At 72.3% G+C, this 14275-nt stretch carries 11 protein-coding genes; 5 read left to right on the top strand and 6 right to left on the bottom strand.

All coding sequences use genetic code 11. The features are described 5' to 3' along the window. Nucleotides 1-12 precede the first annotated feature (12 nt). Nucleotides 13-1965, top strand: coding sequence for a thioredoxin domain-containing protein (locus tag ACZ6YG_RS24640; RefSeq protein ID WP_148029159.1), 1953 nt, complete (start codon nucleotides 13-15; stop codon nucleotides 1963-1965). Between the two features lie 12 nt (nucleotides 1966-1977). On the opposite strand, the gene ACZ6YG_RS24635 is transcribed toward ACZ6YG_RS24640, so the two are convergent. Both ACZ6YG_RS24635 and ACZ6YG_RS24630 read right to left on the bottom strand, forming a co-directional pair. Then, nucleotides 1978-4095: a transglycosylase domain-containing protein gene (locus tag ACZ6YG_RS24635; protein WP_271275799.1), complete on the bottom strand. Its 2118-nt coding sequence runs from the start codon at nucleotides 4093-4095 to the stop codon at nucleotides 1978-1980. Nucleotides 4096-4196: 101 nt separating this feature from the next. Then, nucleotides 4197-4682, bottom strand: a complete 486-nt coding sequence (locus tag ACZ6YG_RS24630) for an Lrp/AsnC family transcriptional regulator (protein ID WP_148029157.1) — start codon at nucleotides 4680-4682, stop codon at nucleotides 4197-4199. A 103-nt stretch (nucleotides 4683-4785) separates the two neighbouring features. On the opposite strand from ACZ6YG_RS24630, the gene hppD reads away from it, so the two are divergent. Together hppD and ACZ6YG_RS24620 are read left to right on the top strand one after the other, a co-directional pair. Next, nucleotides 4786-5895 (top strand): 4-hydroxyphenylpyruvate dioxygenase, encoded by a 1110-nt coding sequence (gene hppD / locus ACZ6YG_RS24625; RefSeq protein ID WP_397199199.1) that lies wholly within the window; start codon nucleotides 4786-4788, stop codon nucleotides 5893-5895. A gap of 93 nt (nucleotides 5896-5988) precedes the next feature. Continuing rightward, nucleotides 5989-7419 (top strand): M1 family metallopeptidase, encoded by a 1431-nt coding sequence (locus tag ACZ6YG_RS24620; RefSeq protein WP_466019316.1) that lies wholly within the window; start codon nucleotides 5989-5991, stop codon nucleotides 7417-7419. Between the two features lie 157 nt (nucleotides 7420-7576). Here the strand turns inward: ACZ6YG_RS24620 and ACZ6YG_RS24615 are convergent, their stop codons facing one another. The 3 genes from ACZ6YG_RS24615 to ACZ6YG_RS24605 are packed head-to-tail and all read right to left on the bottom strand — an operon-like array spanning nucleotide 7577 to nucleotide 10293. Continuing rightward, nucleotides 7577-8131: a zeta toxin family protein gene (locus tag ACZ6YG_RS24615; RefSeq protein WP_466019315.1), complete on the bottom strand. Its 555-nt coding sequence runs from the start codon at nucleotides 8129-8131 to the stop codon at nucleotides 7577-7579. A gap of 54 nt (nucleotides 8132-8185) precedes the next feature. Further along, on the bottom strand, nucleotides 8186-9124 hold the full coding sequence (locus ACZ6YG_RS24610; RefSeq protein ID WP_466019314.1) for an ROK family protein: 939 nt from the start codon (nucleotides 9122-9124) through the stop codon (nucleotides 8186-8188). Then, nucleotides 9121-10293 (bottom strand): FIST signal transduction protein, encoded by a 1173-nt coding sequence (locus ACZ6YG_RS24605; protein ID WP_148034262.1) that lies wholly within the window; start codon nucleotides 10291-10293, stop codon nucleotides 9121-9123. The genes ACZ6YG_RS24610 and ACZ6YG_RS24605 overlap by 4 nt, the downstream gene beginning before the upstream one ends. A gap of 172 nt (nucleotides 10294-10465) precedes the next feature. On the opposite strand from ACZ6YG_RS24605, the gene ACZ6YG_RS24600 reads away from it, so the two are divergent. Together ACZ6YG_RS24600 and ACZ6YG_RS24595 are read left to right on the top strand one after the other, a co-directional pair. Then, complete coding sequence (locus ACZ6YG_RS24600) at nucleotides 10466-11857, top strand: sigma 54-interacting transcriptional regulator (protein ID WP_219544060.1); 1392 nt, start codon at nucleotides 10466-10468, stop codon at nucleotides 11855-11857. Between the two features lie 34 nt (nucleotides 11858-11891). Next, on the top strand, nucleotides 11892-13859 hold the full coding sequence (locus tag ACZ6YG_RS24595; RefSeq protein ID WP_466019389.1) for a vWA domain-containing protein: 1968 nt from the start codon (nucleotides 11892-11894) through the stop codon (nucleotides 13857-13859). Here the strand turns inward: ACZ6YG_RS24595 and ACZ6YG_RS24590 are convergent. Continuing rightward, a complete protein-coding gene (locus ACZ6YG_RS24590; protein ID WP_261808295.1) occupies nucleotides 13819-14265 on the bottom strand; it encodes a DUF6292 family protein in 447 nt (148 codons plus the stop codon). The genes ACZ6YG_RS24595 and ACZ6YG_RS24590 overlap by 41 nt on opposite strands. Between the last annotated feature and the right edge of the window lie 10 nt (nucleotides 14266-14275).

The following is a 14275-nucleotide window of genomic DNA, read 5'->3' as shown; positions in this document are numbered from 1 at the left end:
GAGCCTGAACTCATGAACAGGCTCGGTAGTGAGACGTCTCCCTACCTCCTTCAGCACGCGGGGAATCCGGTCCACTGGTGGCCCTGGGGCGAGGAGGCGATGCGGGAGGCCAAGCGGCGTGACGTGCCCCTGCTGGTCAGTGTGGGCTACTCGTCCTGCCACTGGTGTCACGTCATGGCTCACGAGAGCTTCGAGGACCCCGCGACCGCCCGGCTGATGAACGAGCACTTCGTCAACGTCAAGGTCGACCGCGAGGAGCGGCCCGACGTCGACGCCGTCTACATGAGCGCCACCCAGGCGATGACCCAGCAGGGCGGCTGGCCGATGACGGTGTTCGCCACCCCGGAAGGCCACCCGTTCTACTGCGGCACCTACTTCCCCCGCCCGCAGTTCCAGCGGCTGCTGACGGGGCTGCACAACGCCTGGACCACCGACCGCGACAACGTGCTGAAGCAGGGCGCCAAGGTGGTGGAGGTGCTCAACTCCGGCACCGCCCTGCCCAACGGCCCGCTGCCCACGGCCGAGACGCTGGAGCAGGCCCTCGCCAACCTGCGCGAGTCGTTCGACCCGGTGCGCGGCGGGTTCGGCGGGGCGCCGAAGTTCCCGCCGTCGATGGTGCTGGAGTTCCTGCTGCGCTCGGGCGAGCGCGAGATGTCCGGCAGGACTTTGGAGGCGATGGCCCGCGGCGGCATCTACGACCAGCTCGCGGGCGGTTTCGCCCGCTACAGCGTGGACGCCGGCTGGGTGGTGCCGCACTTCGAGAAGATGCTCTACGACAACGCGCTGCTGCTGCGGGTCTACACCCACTGGTGGACCGCGACGGGCGAGCCGCTGGCCCGCCGGGTCGCGCTGGAGACCGCCGGCTGGCTGCTGCGCGAGCTGCGCACCCCCGAGGGCGGCTTCGCCTCCGCGCTGGACGCCGACAGCGAAGGCGAGGAGGGCAGGTTCTACGTCTGGACTCCCGAGCAGCTGCGCGAGGTGCTGGGGCCCGACGACGGCGACTGGGCGGTGCGGGTCTTCCAGGTGACCGGCACGTTCGAGCACGGCACGTCGGTGCTGCAGCTCCCGGAGGAGCCCGACGACCCCGAGCGGCTGGCGCGGGTGCGCGAGCGGCTGCTCGCCGCGCGGGAGCTGCGGGTACGTCCGGAACGCGACGACAAGGTGGTGGCGAGCTGGACCGGGCTGACCATCGCGGCCCTGGCCGAGACCGGCGTGGTGTTCGACCGGCCCGATCTGGTGGAGGCGGCCACGGCCGCGGCGGTGCTGCTGGACGAGGTGCACGTCGACGGCGGCAGGCTGCTGCGCACCTCGCGTGACGGGCGGGCGGGGCGCAACGCCGGCGTGCTGGAGGACTACGCCAACCTGGCCGAGGGGCTCATCGCGCTCTACGGGGTGACCGGGGAGACGCGCTGGTTCCGGCTGGCGGGCACGCTCCTCGACACCGTGCTCGACCGGTTCGCCGACGGCACCGGCGGGTTCTACGACACCGCCGACGACGCCGAGCGGCTGTTCCAGCGCCCGCAGGACCCCACGGACAACGCCACGCCCTCCGGCCAGTACGCGGCCGCTGGGGCGCTGCTGTCGTACGCGGCGCTGACCGGGTCCGCCCGCCACCGGGAGGCGGCGCACGCCGCGCTCGGCACGGTGTCGGTGCTGGCCGGGAAGCACGCCAGGTTCGCCGGGTGGGGGCTGGCGGTGGCCAGGGCGGCGCTCGACGGGCCCGTCGAGGTGGCGGTCGTGGGCCCGCCCGGCGATCCGCGCACCCGTGCCCTGCACCGCGAGGCCTACCTGTCCGGCTCCCCCGGCCTGGTGGTCGCTCCCGGGCCCGGCCCGGACGACGCCGTGCCGCTGCTGCTGGGGCGCGACCTCATCGGCGGGGCGCCGGCGGCGTACGTGTGCCGGGGGTTCACCTGCGAGCTGCCGGTGACGACCGCGGAGGAGCTGCGCGCCCAGCTGAGCCGGTGAGGGCGCCGGGTCTCAGTCGAAACGCGGGCCGCCGTCGCCGTCGGTGGCGGCCGTCGGCTCGGGGACGGACTCCTCGACGGAAGGCGGCCCGAAGTCCTGGTCGAACGTCTCGGACCGGCGGGCGTCGTCCTCAGGTTCCAGGTCGGCGGGCGGCTCCTCGTCCGTGAACGGCGGCTGGGTCGGCTCGGCCGTGGGCCCCTCGTCCCACTGCTCCGGCTCGCGGGACCGCGTGTCGTCGCGCCAGCCGCGATCCTGGTCGCGCGGCTGGTCGTAGCCGGGCGCGTGGCCCACGCCCTGCGGCTCGGGGAACTGCTCGACCGGCTCGCCGTCCATGGCCTCGGCCATGAACGCCCGCCACACCTGGGCGGGCAGCTGGCCGCCGAACTGCACCCCGTAGCCGGGGATGTCCACGGTCTCGTTGTCGTCGCGGAACATGTTGACGGCGGTCGCGAGCTGCGGCGTGAACCCGTTGAACCACACGGCCTTGGAGTCGTCGGTGGTGCCCGTCTTGCCCGCCACGGGACGGTCGTAGAGGCGGGCGGCGGTGCCGGTGCCGTACTCGACGACCTGCCGCATGGCGTAGACGGCGTCGGCGGCGGCCCCCTTGCCGATCGCCTGGGAGGCGGCGGGCTTGACGACGTCCTTCACCCCGTCGGCGTCGGTGACCGACTTGATCACGTGGGTCTCCATGTGGACGCCGGCGTTGGCGAGGGTGCCGAAGCCGGCGGCGTTCTGCACGGCGCTGACCGAGGCCACGCCGAGCGGGAACGAGGCGGCGTCCACGTGCTGTTCGAGCTGCTCGGCCGGGATGCCCATGGCCTCGGCGGTGGCGGCCACCTTGCGCGGCCCGACCTTCTGGGCCAGGTCCACGAACGCGGTGTTGACCGAGTTGCGGATGGCGCTCACCAGGTCGATCTGGCCGTAGGAGCGGCCGCCGTCGTTGGGGATGGGATGGTCGGGGTCGGCCGCCACGCGCATCGGCGAGTTGCCGTCGACCCGGGTCGACAGGCTCAGCCCGTTGTCCAGCGCCGCCGCCAGCGTGTAGGGCTTGAAGGTGGACCCGGCCATGACCTTGGCCGAGAACGCGTTGTCGTACTGGGACTTGTCGGGGTTGCCGCCGTAGAAGGCGACCACCTCGCCCGTGTCGGGGGCGACGGCCGCCAGCCCGGTGCGCACCTTCTTCGGCGTGGCCTGCGGCAGCGTGCCCTTCACCGCCCGCTCGGCCGCCTCCATGAGCTTCTTGTCGAACGTGGTGACGATCTTCAGCCCGCCGCCGTTGATGTCCTCGTCGCTGTAGCCGCGCCGGTTGAGCTCGTCGGTGACCTGCTGGAGCATGTACTGAGCCTGGCCCTTGAGCTGGAACGGCTTCTTCGGCTCCTTGAGCTCGGGGAAGCGCTGCGCGGCCGCCTCGTCGGCGCCGAGCGCGCCGGTCTCGGTCATGGCCCTGATCACCGACTGCCAGCGGGCCTTCGCCGCGTCGAGGTCGGCGCCCTCCGGGTCGGCGAACCGGGACGGCTGCTGGATCACCGAGGCCAGGTAGGCGCCCTGGGCCACGTCGAGATCGTCGACGCCCTTGCCGAAGTAGGCCTGGGCGGCGGCCTGCACGCCGTTGGCGCCCCGGCCGAAGTAGATCGTGTTGAGGTACTGCTCCAGCACCCAGTCCTTGGACTGGGACTGGTCGACCTTGATCGAGATCATGATCTCTTTGGCCTTGCGGACCACCGAGCGTTCCTGGCTCAGGCCGCTGTAGTAGTTGCGCACGAGCTGCTGAGTGATGGTGGAGCCGCCCTGGAGCTGCTGCCCGGTGACGGTGGACCACAGGGCTCGCGCGGTGCCCTTGACCGAGACGCCGCTGTCTTCGTAGAAGGAGCGGTTCTCGGCGGCGATGACGGCGTCGCGCACGTGCCGGGGCACCTTGGCCAGCTCGACGTTCCTGCGGTCGATGCCCTGCCGGGCGATGACGGTCTTGCCGTCGCGGTAGTAGATGACCGAACCCTGGGCCGTCGCGTCCTCCTGCGTGCTGTCGGGGATGGGCGTCAGCGCCCACGCGACGCCGAACAGCGCCGCCAGCACCAGGACCCCCGCCGCGACCACGATCAGCAGCCAACGGAGCACTCGCCGTTTTCGCATCGCCGTCTTCACCACCCGGTCACGCCTCCCCGACCCCCCGTCATCTGGGCGAACGTCAAGGGTAAGCGCTCGATAACGGTGCCTCGTCCCTTCGGGTGATGCTACGGCTCGCGCATCGCCCGGCGTGGGACATCGGCGACCAACGGCAGCACCCGGTAGGGAACGGGAGTGTCCAGGGCGACGATCGAGGAGGTCCTGAGCACGCCCCGGACCTCGACGATCTCGTCGATGACGCGCTGGAGATCGGCGTTGGTCCGCGCCACCACCCGGCACATGAGGTCGCTCCCGCCGGTGACCGTGTGGACCTCCAGCACCTCGGGGATGTGCGCCAGCCGGTGCGCCACCGGGTCGTGGCCGGACACCTGCCGGATCTCCAGCAGCACGAACGCGGTCACGTCGTAGCCGAGCGCCACGGCCGAGACATCCGGCCCGAACCCCGTGATGACCCCCCTGGACATGAGCCGGTCCAGCCGCGCCTGGACGGTCCCCCTGGCCACGCCGAGCCGGCGCGAGCACTCCAGCACGCCGAGCCTCGGCTCCGCGCTCAGCAGCGCGATAAGCCGGGCGTCCAGTTCGTCGATCGTCATGATGTACAGATTCTCCGCGGTACGGGCCGGGCGACTAGGCAGATTGTCCACTCATTCAAGCAACTCTTGCGCAACTCGTCCAGGTATATCGAGAGTTGTCGGTATGAGTGATGTCTTTCCGGTGAACGGCATGCACGCCGTGGTCTTCGCTGTCGGCAACGCCAAGCAGTCCGCCCACTACTACTCGACCGCGTTCGGCATGAGGCTGGTGGCCTACCGCGGGCCGGAGAACGGCAGCCGCGACGAGGCCGCCTACGTGCTCAGCTCCGGCGGCGCCACCTTCGAGTTCCGGGCCTCCCTCCGGCCGGGCACGGACCTGGCCGGACACGTGGCCGAGCACGGCGACGGGGTGATCGACCTCGCGCTCGACGTGCCCGACGTGGAGGCCGCCTACCGGCACGCCGTCTCCCACGGCGCCCGCGGGCTGGCCGAGCCGCACGTGCTGGAGGACGAGCACGGCAAGGTGGTGGTCGCCGCCATCGCCACGTACGGCCAGACCCGCCACACGCTGGTCGACCGGTCCAACTACACCGGCCCCTACCTGCCTGGTTACGCGCCCGCGCGGCCCCTCGTGGCCCCGCCCGCGACCAAGTCGGGGCGGCTGTTCCAGGCCGTCGACCACTGCGTCGGCAACGTGGAGCTCGGCAAGATGGACGAGTGGGTGGCGTTCTACCGCGAGGTGATGGGCTTCACGAACATGGCCGAGTTCGTCGGCGACGACATCGCCACCGAGTACTCGGCGCTGATGTCGAAGGTCGTGGCCGACGGCTCGCGCAAGGTCAAGTTCCCGCTCAACGAGCCGGCCGTCAGCCGCAAGAAGTCGCAGATCGACGAGTATCTGGAGTTCTACGGCGGGCCGGGCGTCCAGCACGTCGCGCTGGCGACCAACGACATCCTCACCACGGTCGACCACATGCGGGCGGCCGGGGTCGAGTTCCTCGACACGCCTGACTCGTACTACGACGACCCCGAGCTGCGCGCCCGCATCGGCACCGTGCGCGCGCCCATCGAGGAGCTGAAGAAGCGCAAGATCCTGGTCGACCGGGACGAGGACGGCTATCTGCTGCAGATCTTCACCAAGCCGGTGCAGGACCGGCCCACGGTGTTCTTCGAGCTCATCGAGCGCCACGGCTCGCTGGGTTTCGGCAAGGGCAACTTCAAGGCCCTGTTCGAGGCGATCGAGCGTGAGCAGGAGCGCAGGGGCAACCTCTGAACCGGGTTCCCGTGAGCGGGTGGCGATCAGAGGTTGACCGAGCGTACTCTTCTGATCACTGATCGGAAGGGGGCGCTCCCGCTCATGGGGTCGATGACACAGCGGGCCGCCGCGCTGCTGGCCACGCTGAGCCTGCTGGCGTGCGGCGCGACGGACCGGCCGTCCGAAGGGGCGACCGGTGCCGACTCGGGCTCCCCCCGGACCGCCGCGCCGGCCGGGGCGACGCGGGGCGCGCCCGGCATCGGCGACCCCGACTTCCCGCTCGACGGCAACGGCGGCTACGACGTCGCCCACTACGCGCTGAAGATCGGCTACGTGCCGGAGAGCAAACACCTCGACGGCGAGGCGACGATCCGGGCGACGGCCACCCAGTCGCTGTCGCGCTTCAACCTCGACCTGCGCGGGTTCGAGGTGAGCGGGGTGTCCGTCGACGGCGCCGCCGCCACGTTCTCCCGCGAGGGCGACGAGCTGTCCGTCACTCCCGCCCGGCCGCTGGCGCGCGGGGCCGCCTTCGCGGTGAAGGTGACCTACTCCGGGGTGCCGCAGCCGGTGCGCGGCTCGTCCAACCTCGGCTCCTACGGGTTCATCCCGACCGGGGACGGCGCGTTCGTCGCGTGCGAGCCCAACGGCGCCAGGACCTGGTTCCCGGCCAACGACCACCCGGCCGACAAGGCCACCTTCGACTTCGAGATCACGGTGCCCGCCGGGGTGACCGTGCTGGCCAACGGCGAGCTGGTGAGCCGCGAGCCGGCCGCCGGCGGCGGCACCACGTTCACCTGGCGCGAGTCCCACCCGATGGTCACCTACCTGGCCACGGCCACCATGGGCGAGTTCCAGCTCCGCGAGGGCAGAACCCCGAGCGGCATCCGCAACCTGGCGGCGGTCGACCCGCGCTTCGCCGGCGAGCTCGGCGACCTCTACACGAGGTCGGGCCAGATCACCGACCACTGGGTGACGGTCTTCGGCCCCTACCCGTTCTCGTCCACCGGCGGCGTGGTCGACGACTTCTCGGCGGGCTACGCGCTGGAGAACCAGACCAAGCCCATGTACGGCGGTTTCAGGCCCGACCAGTCGATCATCGCGCACGAGCTGGCCCACCAGTGGTTCGGCAACAGCCTCAGCATCGAGCGCTGGGAGGACCTCTGGCTCAACGAGGGGTTCGCCACCTACGCCGAGTGGCTGTGGACCGAGCACACCGGCGGCGACACGGCCGACGAGCGCTTCCGGGCCGGCCACGACCGGCCGGCGGGCGACCCGATCTGGTCCTACCCACCGGGCGACGCCCGGCCCGACGACCTGTTCAACGAGTCCGTCTACCTCCGCGGCGCGATGACGCTGCACGCCCTGCGCGAGAAGATCGGCGACGACACGTTCTTCCGGCTGCTCAAGACCTGGACGGCGGAGCACGAGCACGGCAGCGTGACGACGGAGGAGTTCACGGCGCTGGCCGAGCGGCTGTCCGGCAAGCAGCTCGACTCCCTTTTCGACGCCTGGCTCTTCCAGCCCCGCCGCCCGGCGGCCTGACCACTCGCCGGGCTTGCCCGCGTCCCGCAGCTCGTGGATCGGTGCCGTCGGTGTTCTCGCTCACCGCGTAGCCCGGCCTATGCGGTGTTCTCGCTCACCGCGCAGGCCGCGCTCGCGGTGCCGATCAGCGTCGGCACGGCGACCGCCGCCGCCGCGCTCAGCACCAGCCGACGGCCTTCATGACGGCCGCGGCCGCGCTGGTCACCGAGCGCTCTCCCGCGTCCACCACCACGTCCTCGACCCGGGCCGCCACGAGGATGTCATCGAGCGCGCCGGAGCGGTCGAGATGCCAGCGCAACCCCGCCCCGTCACCCTCGTGGCGTCGCGCGAGGCGCTGGTGGACGACGGGGATCGGGACCCGCAACCGGCACACCGTGAGGTTTACGCCGACGGCCTCCTGGTGGCGCCGGCGCTCGTCCCGCGACTCGACGACGCCGGCCAGCACGAGCCGTCGCGCCCCGGCCTCCAGGTGGTTGCGCGCGACGTCGCGCAGGTTGCGCAGGGTGAGTTCGAGAAGGAACGGGTCCTCCGCCGGGGCGGGCCAGGACCGGCGGAGCCAGTCGAGGTCGATGACCGCGTGCGGGATCCCGGCGGCGGCGAGAAGATCACCGGCCGCGTCCGCGACCGACGTCTTGCCGGCCCCCACGGTCCCGGTGATCAGCAGAGCGGCGGGCATCCGACCAGGGTGGCAGCGCGAGCGCTGACCGGGCAAACCGTCAGTACATGTCGCTGAAGGCGGCAGCGCGAGCGGTGACCGGGCGAACCGTCAGTACGTGTCGCTCGCGAGGATCAGGGCGGCGGCGCCGATCAGGCCCGCGTCCTGGCCGAGCGACGCGGGCACCACCCGCAGGCGGCGGGCGAACGCCATCCGGGCGTGCTCCCGCAGCGCCTCCTCCAGCGGGCCGAACAGCGGCTCCCCGGCCTGTGACAGGCCGCCGCCGATGGTGACCAGGTCCAGGTCGCACAGGTGGGTGGCGGAGGCGATGGCGATCCCGAGCGCCCGGCCCGCCCTGCGCATGGCGGCCACGGCCACCTCGTCGCCCGCCCGCGCGTCCGCCGCCAGCGTCCGCGCGGTGACGGCCCGCTCCTCCTGGTAGTCACCCTGAGCCGCGGGATCGCCCGGGGTCCAGCCGCGGCCGAGCGCCCAGGCGGTCAGGGCGGGGCCGCGGGCGACCGCTTCCAGGCAGCCGTGGCCGCCGCAGCCGCACGGCGGCCCGCCGTCCGGCTCCACCACCACGTGCCCGATGTGCCCGGCGTTGCCGGTGCCGCCGTCGACCAGCCGCCCGCCCAGGACGAGCCCGCCGCCGACGCCGGTCGAGACCACCATGCCCAGCATGTCCGCCACGCCCCGCCCGGCACCGCGCCAGTGTTCGGCCACCGCCAGGCAGATGGCGTCGTTGTGGACCCGTACCGGAACCCCGGGGAACAGCCCGGAGAGCCGGGCACGCAACGGGAAGCCCCGCCAGCCGGGGATGTTGAGAGGTGAGACCACGCCGGACGGCCACTCCATCGGCCCGCCGCAGCCGACGCCCACGCCCGCGACCCCGTCGGAGAGCGGGCCGATCACCTCGCGCAGGGCCCGCCAGAGCGTCTCGGCGTCCGCGTCCTGCGGGGTCGCCGCACGCCTGGTCTCCACGATCGCGCCCTCGGGGGACACCCGGGCGGCCGCCAGCTTGGTCCCGCCGACGTCGACCGCCAGGATCACTCTCCGCCCGCCGAGGAGAACACCAGGACCGACGCCGTGAACCCGTGCACGTGGTTGTGCCCGCCCACCGGCCCGACCTCGCCGGCCGCGAAGAAGCCCGCCACGCCGATCGGCCCCAGCGTGTCGCGCAGCGCCAGCGGGTCGTGGTCGGCGGTGCCGAACATCGCCGACCCGCGCCCGTTGCACGAGAACAGCAGCGCCCCGTCGACCCTGCCCAGCTCCTGCCGGTGCGCGTCGAGCATGTCGTACAGGTCCTCGTCGGCGGTGGCCGCGTCGCGCACCTGGAAGCGCACCGTACGGCCGATCTCCACGATGTCGCCGATGGCCACCGCCTCGCGCTCCGGGTCGATGCCGATCACGCCGCGGATCAGGAAGTCGCCGCGCTCGTGGCGCTCGGCGTACTCGTCCATGGCGAGCCCGATCTGCAGCCCGGCGGCGACCAGCTCGCGGTCGTCCTCGTCCAGGTCGGTGACGATGTCTTCCAGCCGGGACAGCGCGGGCTGCCCGGCCAGCTCCAGCAGCAGGTTCTCCTCGGCGCGGGTGACGACCATGTTGGGCCCGATCGGCCGGCAGCCCTGGCTGACCACGGTGGTCACGTTGACGGACCCGCTGATCAGGACGCCGATGGCGCCCTCGGTGTACATCTCGCCGTCGGCGAACAGCCGCACGGAGCCGCGCCCCTGCACCCCGTTGGCCAGCCCGCCGACCAGCGGCAGGTCGCCGAGCACGTCCATGGAGCGCTCGACGAAGGCGTCGGCCGGGAACGAGTACGGGTCGGCCAGCAGGATCGCCACGTGGTCGTCGGGGCTGCGCTCGGGCAGCCCGACCACCACGAACCGGTCCTCGGCCGTGAGCGTCTCCAGCGCGAACGTGGTCAGCTCGGCCCCTTCCAGGGTGGCCGCCCAGGCGCTCACGGAGGGCGTCAGCTCCACCCCGGTGTCGCCGCCGATCACGCCGGTGGCGCTGCAGCCGATCACATGCGCGTCGGGCGCCATCCGCATCGCGCGCTCGCCCGCTCTGGCCACGTCGTCGGGATCGTCGCCGCACACGAAGAAGCAGACCAGGTCAGCCTGGCCGCTGAGTCGCGACAGGGCCTGGTTCACGGCCCTCTCCGCGGCTCCCACCAGGTCGGAGTCCACGGCGAGGCCGTCGGCGAAGCGGCTTGTCATCACTGCCACGCGTCTCGCCTCCCTCTGCTGGTCCAAGTACCCTAGGCCCGATTCTCCCCACTAACGGACCGAGCACGCATACGAACCGTGACGGAATAGCCGAGATCCTGATATCTCCACCAGATGCGAAACTCCCTGCCGCATCGCGTCCGGGGGACGTAGTCTCGATCCCGTGCATCAGCCTCGTATTCTGCGCGAGTTGCGAGAGAGCGGCCACGTTCATCGCACCGTAAAAGCCGAGGTCCGCGAAAACCTGCTGGCCAAGCTCCGGGCGGGCGAGCCCCGCTTTCCCGGCATCGTGGGCTTCGACGACACTGTCCTGCCTCATCTCGAACGGGCGCTGCTCGCCGGTCACGATCTGGTCCTGCTCGGTGAGCGCGGCCAGGGCAAGACCCGGCTCATCCGCACCGTCGCCGGCCTCCTCGACGAGTGGACGCCCGTCGTCGAGGGCTGCGAGATCAACGACCATCCGTACGCTCCGGTCTGCGGACGCTGCCAGGCCCTGGCCGCCGAGCTGGGCGACGAGCTGCCCGTGGCGTGGAAGCACCGCGACGAGCGCTACGGCGAGAAGCTCGCCACGCCCGACACCTCGGTCGGCGACCTGATCGGCGACATCGACCCCATCAAGATCGCGGAGGGCCGGCGGCTCGGCGACCCGGAGACCGTCCACTACGGCCTGGTGCCCCGCACCAACCGCGGCGTGTTCTCCGTCAACGAGCTGCCCGACCTGGCCGAGCGCATCCAGGTGTCGCTGCTCAACGTGCTGGAGGAGCGCGACATCCAGGTCCGCGGCTACAACCTGCGGCTGCCGCTCGACATCCTGCTCATCGCCAGCGCCAACCCCGAGGACTACACCAACAGGGGCCGGATCATCACCCCGCTGAAGGACCGCTTCGGCGCCGAGATCCGCACCCACTACCCGACGTCGGTCGAGGACGAGCTGACGCTCATCCGCCAGGAGTCCGTGCCCGACATCGGGGCGGACGTGCCCGAGCACCTCGTCGAGGCCATCGCCCGCTTCACCCGCCTGGTGCGCGAGTCCACCGCCGTCGACGCCCGGTCGGGCGTGTCGGCCCGGTTCTCGATCGCGGCCGCCGAGACCGCCGCCGCCTCGGCCGTGCGCCGGGCCGCGCTGGCCGGCGAGGAGCAGCCGGTGGCGCGGGTGTGCGACCTCGGGCCCGGCGTCCACAGCCTGCGCGGCAAGGTGGAGTTCGAGGTCAGCGAGGAGGGCAGGGAGACCGAGATCCTCGCCCACCTGCTGCGCCGGGCCGTCGCCGAGACGTTCAGGAGCCGGCTGGGGGGCATGGACCTGTCGCCGCTGACCGACAAGTTCGCCGAGGGCAACCAGGTGGAGTCGGGCGAACTGGTGCCGGCCGGAGAGCTGCTCCGCCGCATCGGCCCGGTCCAGGGGCTGGCCAAGATCATGTCCAGGCTGGGCATGGGCGCCGGCGACGAGTCGCCCGGTCACGCGGCCGCCGCCCTGGAGTTCACGCTGGAGGGCCTCTACCTGATGCGCCGGCTGTCGAAGGACGACCTCGACGGGGTCACGGTCTACCGGACATGACGGGCATCCCGGCTCGGGTTAGCGTGGGTTCGTGATGGCCTACCGCTACGGCGAGTACCACGACGGCCCGGATCCCCTCGCTCCGCCCTACGACGTGCGGGCGGCGCTGGACGAGATGGGCGACGCCATCCTGTCCGGCTCGACCCCGGTGCACGCGCTGCGCGACCTGCTCAAGCGCGGCCTGCCCGGGGCCCGCGACCGCCGCGGCCTGGACGACATGCTGCGCGAGGTGCGGCGGCGGCGGCGCGAGCTGCGCGAGGGCGGCCGGCTCGACGGCACGCTCGAACGGGCCAGGGCGCTGCTCGACAAGGCCGTCGGCCAGGAGCGGGCCGAGCTGTTCCCCGACCCGGCCGACGACGCCAGGATGCGCGAGGCCGAGCTCGACTCGCTGCCGGAGGACACGGCCAGCGCCATCCAGCAGCTGAGCTCGTACGAATGGCGCTCGGAGGCGGCCCGGCGGACCTTCGAGGAGCTGCGCGACCTGCTGCGGCGTGAGGTGCTCGACAGCCAGTTCAGGGGGATGCGCGACGCGCTGGCCAACCCGGACCCGGAGGCGATGGAGCGGGTCCGGCAGATGATGACGGACCTGAACGACATGCTGGACAAGGACGCCAGGGGCGAGCACACCCAGGCGGACTTCGACGCCTTCATGGCCAAGTACGGCGACATGTTCCCGGAGAAGCCGCGCAACCTCGGCGAGCTGGTCTACGTCCTGGCCCGCCGCGCCGCGGCCACCCAGCGCATGCTCGCCTCCATGACCCCGCGCCAGCGCGAGGAGCTCGGCAACCTGATCAACCAGACCCTCGACCAGGCCGGCCTGTCCGAGCAGATGCGCCGCCTCGGCGAGGCGCTGCACGCCCGCCGCCCCGACCTGGCGTGGGACTCCAGCGAGCGGATGACCGGCGACGAGCCGCTGGGCATGGGCGACGCCGTCACCGCCCTGGAGGAGCTGGCCGACCTGAGCCGGCTGGAGTCGGCGCTGCGCCAGGACTATCCGGGCGCGCGGCTGGACGACATCGACGAGACCGCGGTCCGCCGCGCCCTGGGCCGCTCCGCGGTCGACGACCTGGAGGCGCTCAAGCGCATCGAACGCGAGCTGGAGGAGCAGGGCTATCTCCTGCGCCGCCGAGGCAAGCTGGAGCTGACCCCCAAGGCGGTGCGGCGGCTCGGCGAGACCGCGCTGCGCCGGGTGTTCTCCTCGCTCGACGCCGGCCGGCGCGGCGACCACGACCAGCACGACGCCGGCTCGGCCGGCGAGCTGACCGGCTCGTCACGGCCCTGGCGGTTCGGCGACGAGCAGCCGCTCGACGTGGTGCGGACCCTGGTCAACGGCGTGCGCGCGGGCGGCCTGCGCACCACCGGCGACGGCCCGTCCGTGCGGCTGTCGGTGGACGACTTCGAGGTGGCCGAGACCGAGCGGCGCACCGCCGCGGCCGTCTGCCTGCTGGTCGACCTGTCGTACTCGATGGCGCTGCGCGGCACCTGGGCCGCGGCCAAGCAGACCGCGCTGGCCCTGCAGGCGCTGGTGTCGTCCAAGTTCCCGCAGGACGCCGTGCAGATCATCGGCTTCTCCAACTACGCGAGGGTGCTGCAGCCGGACGAGCTGGCGGGCCTCGACTGGGACATGGTCCAGGGCACGAACCTGCACCACGCGCTGCTGATCGCCGGCCGCCACCTGGACCGCCACCCCGACTTCGAGCCGGTGGTGCTCGTGGTCACCGACGGCGAGCCGACCGCCCACCTGCTGCGCAACGGCCACTCCGCCTTCGAGTGGCCGCCGTCGCCGGAGACGCTGGAGCTGACTCTGGCCGAGGTCGACAAGATGACCCGCCGCCGGGCCACGATCAACGTGTTCATGCTGGCGGGCGACGACCGGCTCAAGGACTTCGTCGACGAGGTGGCCCGCCGCAACGGCGGACGCGTCTTCTCCCCCAGTGCCGACCGGCTGGGCGAGTATGTGGTCAGCGACTTCCTGAGAGTGCGCCGGGCGCGCTGGCGCTAGCGGTGTAGTAGTCGAGCGCCACGTCGAAGCCGTCGCGGCAGTTGCGGTGGGAGCGGTAGCAGGGGCGCCAGGCGGTGCTGGAGCCGAGGCCGGCGCGGGCGTCGCGGAGCGCCTCCGGCACCCGCTCCGGCCGGGGCACCAGCCCGTTGCCGAGGTAGCGGACGCCGGTCAGCTCGGTGCGGCCGCCGGCCTCGCCCGCGACGAGACGGCCCAGCCGCCACCCGCTCTCCTCGTCCCACACCAGCGCGGCGCCGTCGGCGAGGCGGATCGTCGCCTCGCGCGGCTCGCACGGGCCTTCCCACCATCCGCCGGCCTCGGCCCCGAGCTCCTCGACGACCCGGCTCACGTAGCGGCTCGGCTGGTGAAGCCACTCGTCCGAGTACGGCTCGACATGCCTGATGGCCACGGACGGCACC

It is taken from the genome of Nonomuraea sp. NPDC054003 (genome assembly GCF_055585125.1).
The sequence above is the reverse complement of the archived record's forward strand: the minus strand, read 5'-3'. Positions and strand labels throughout refer to the sequence as shown.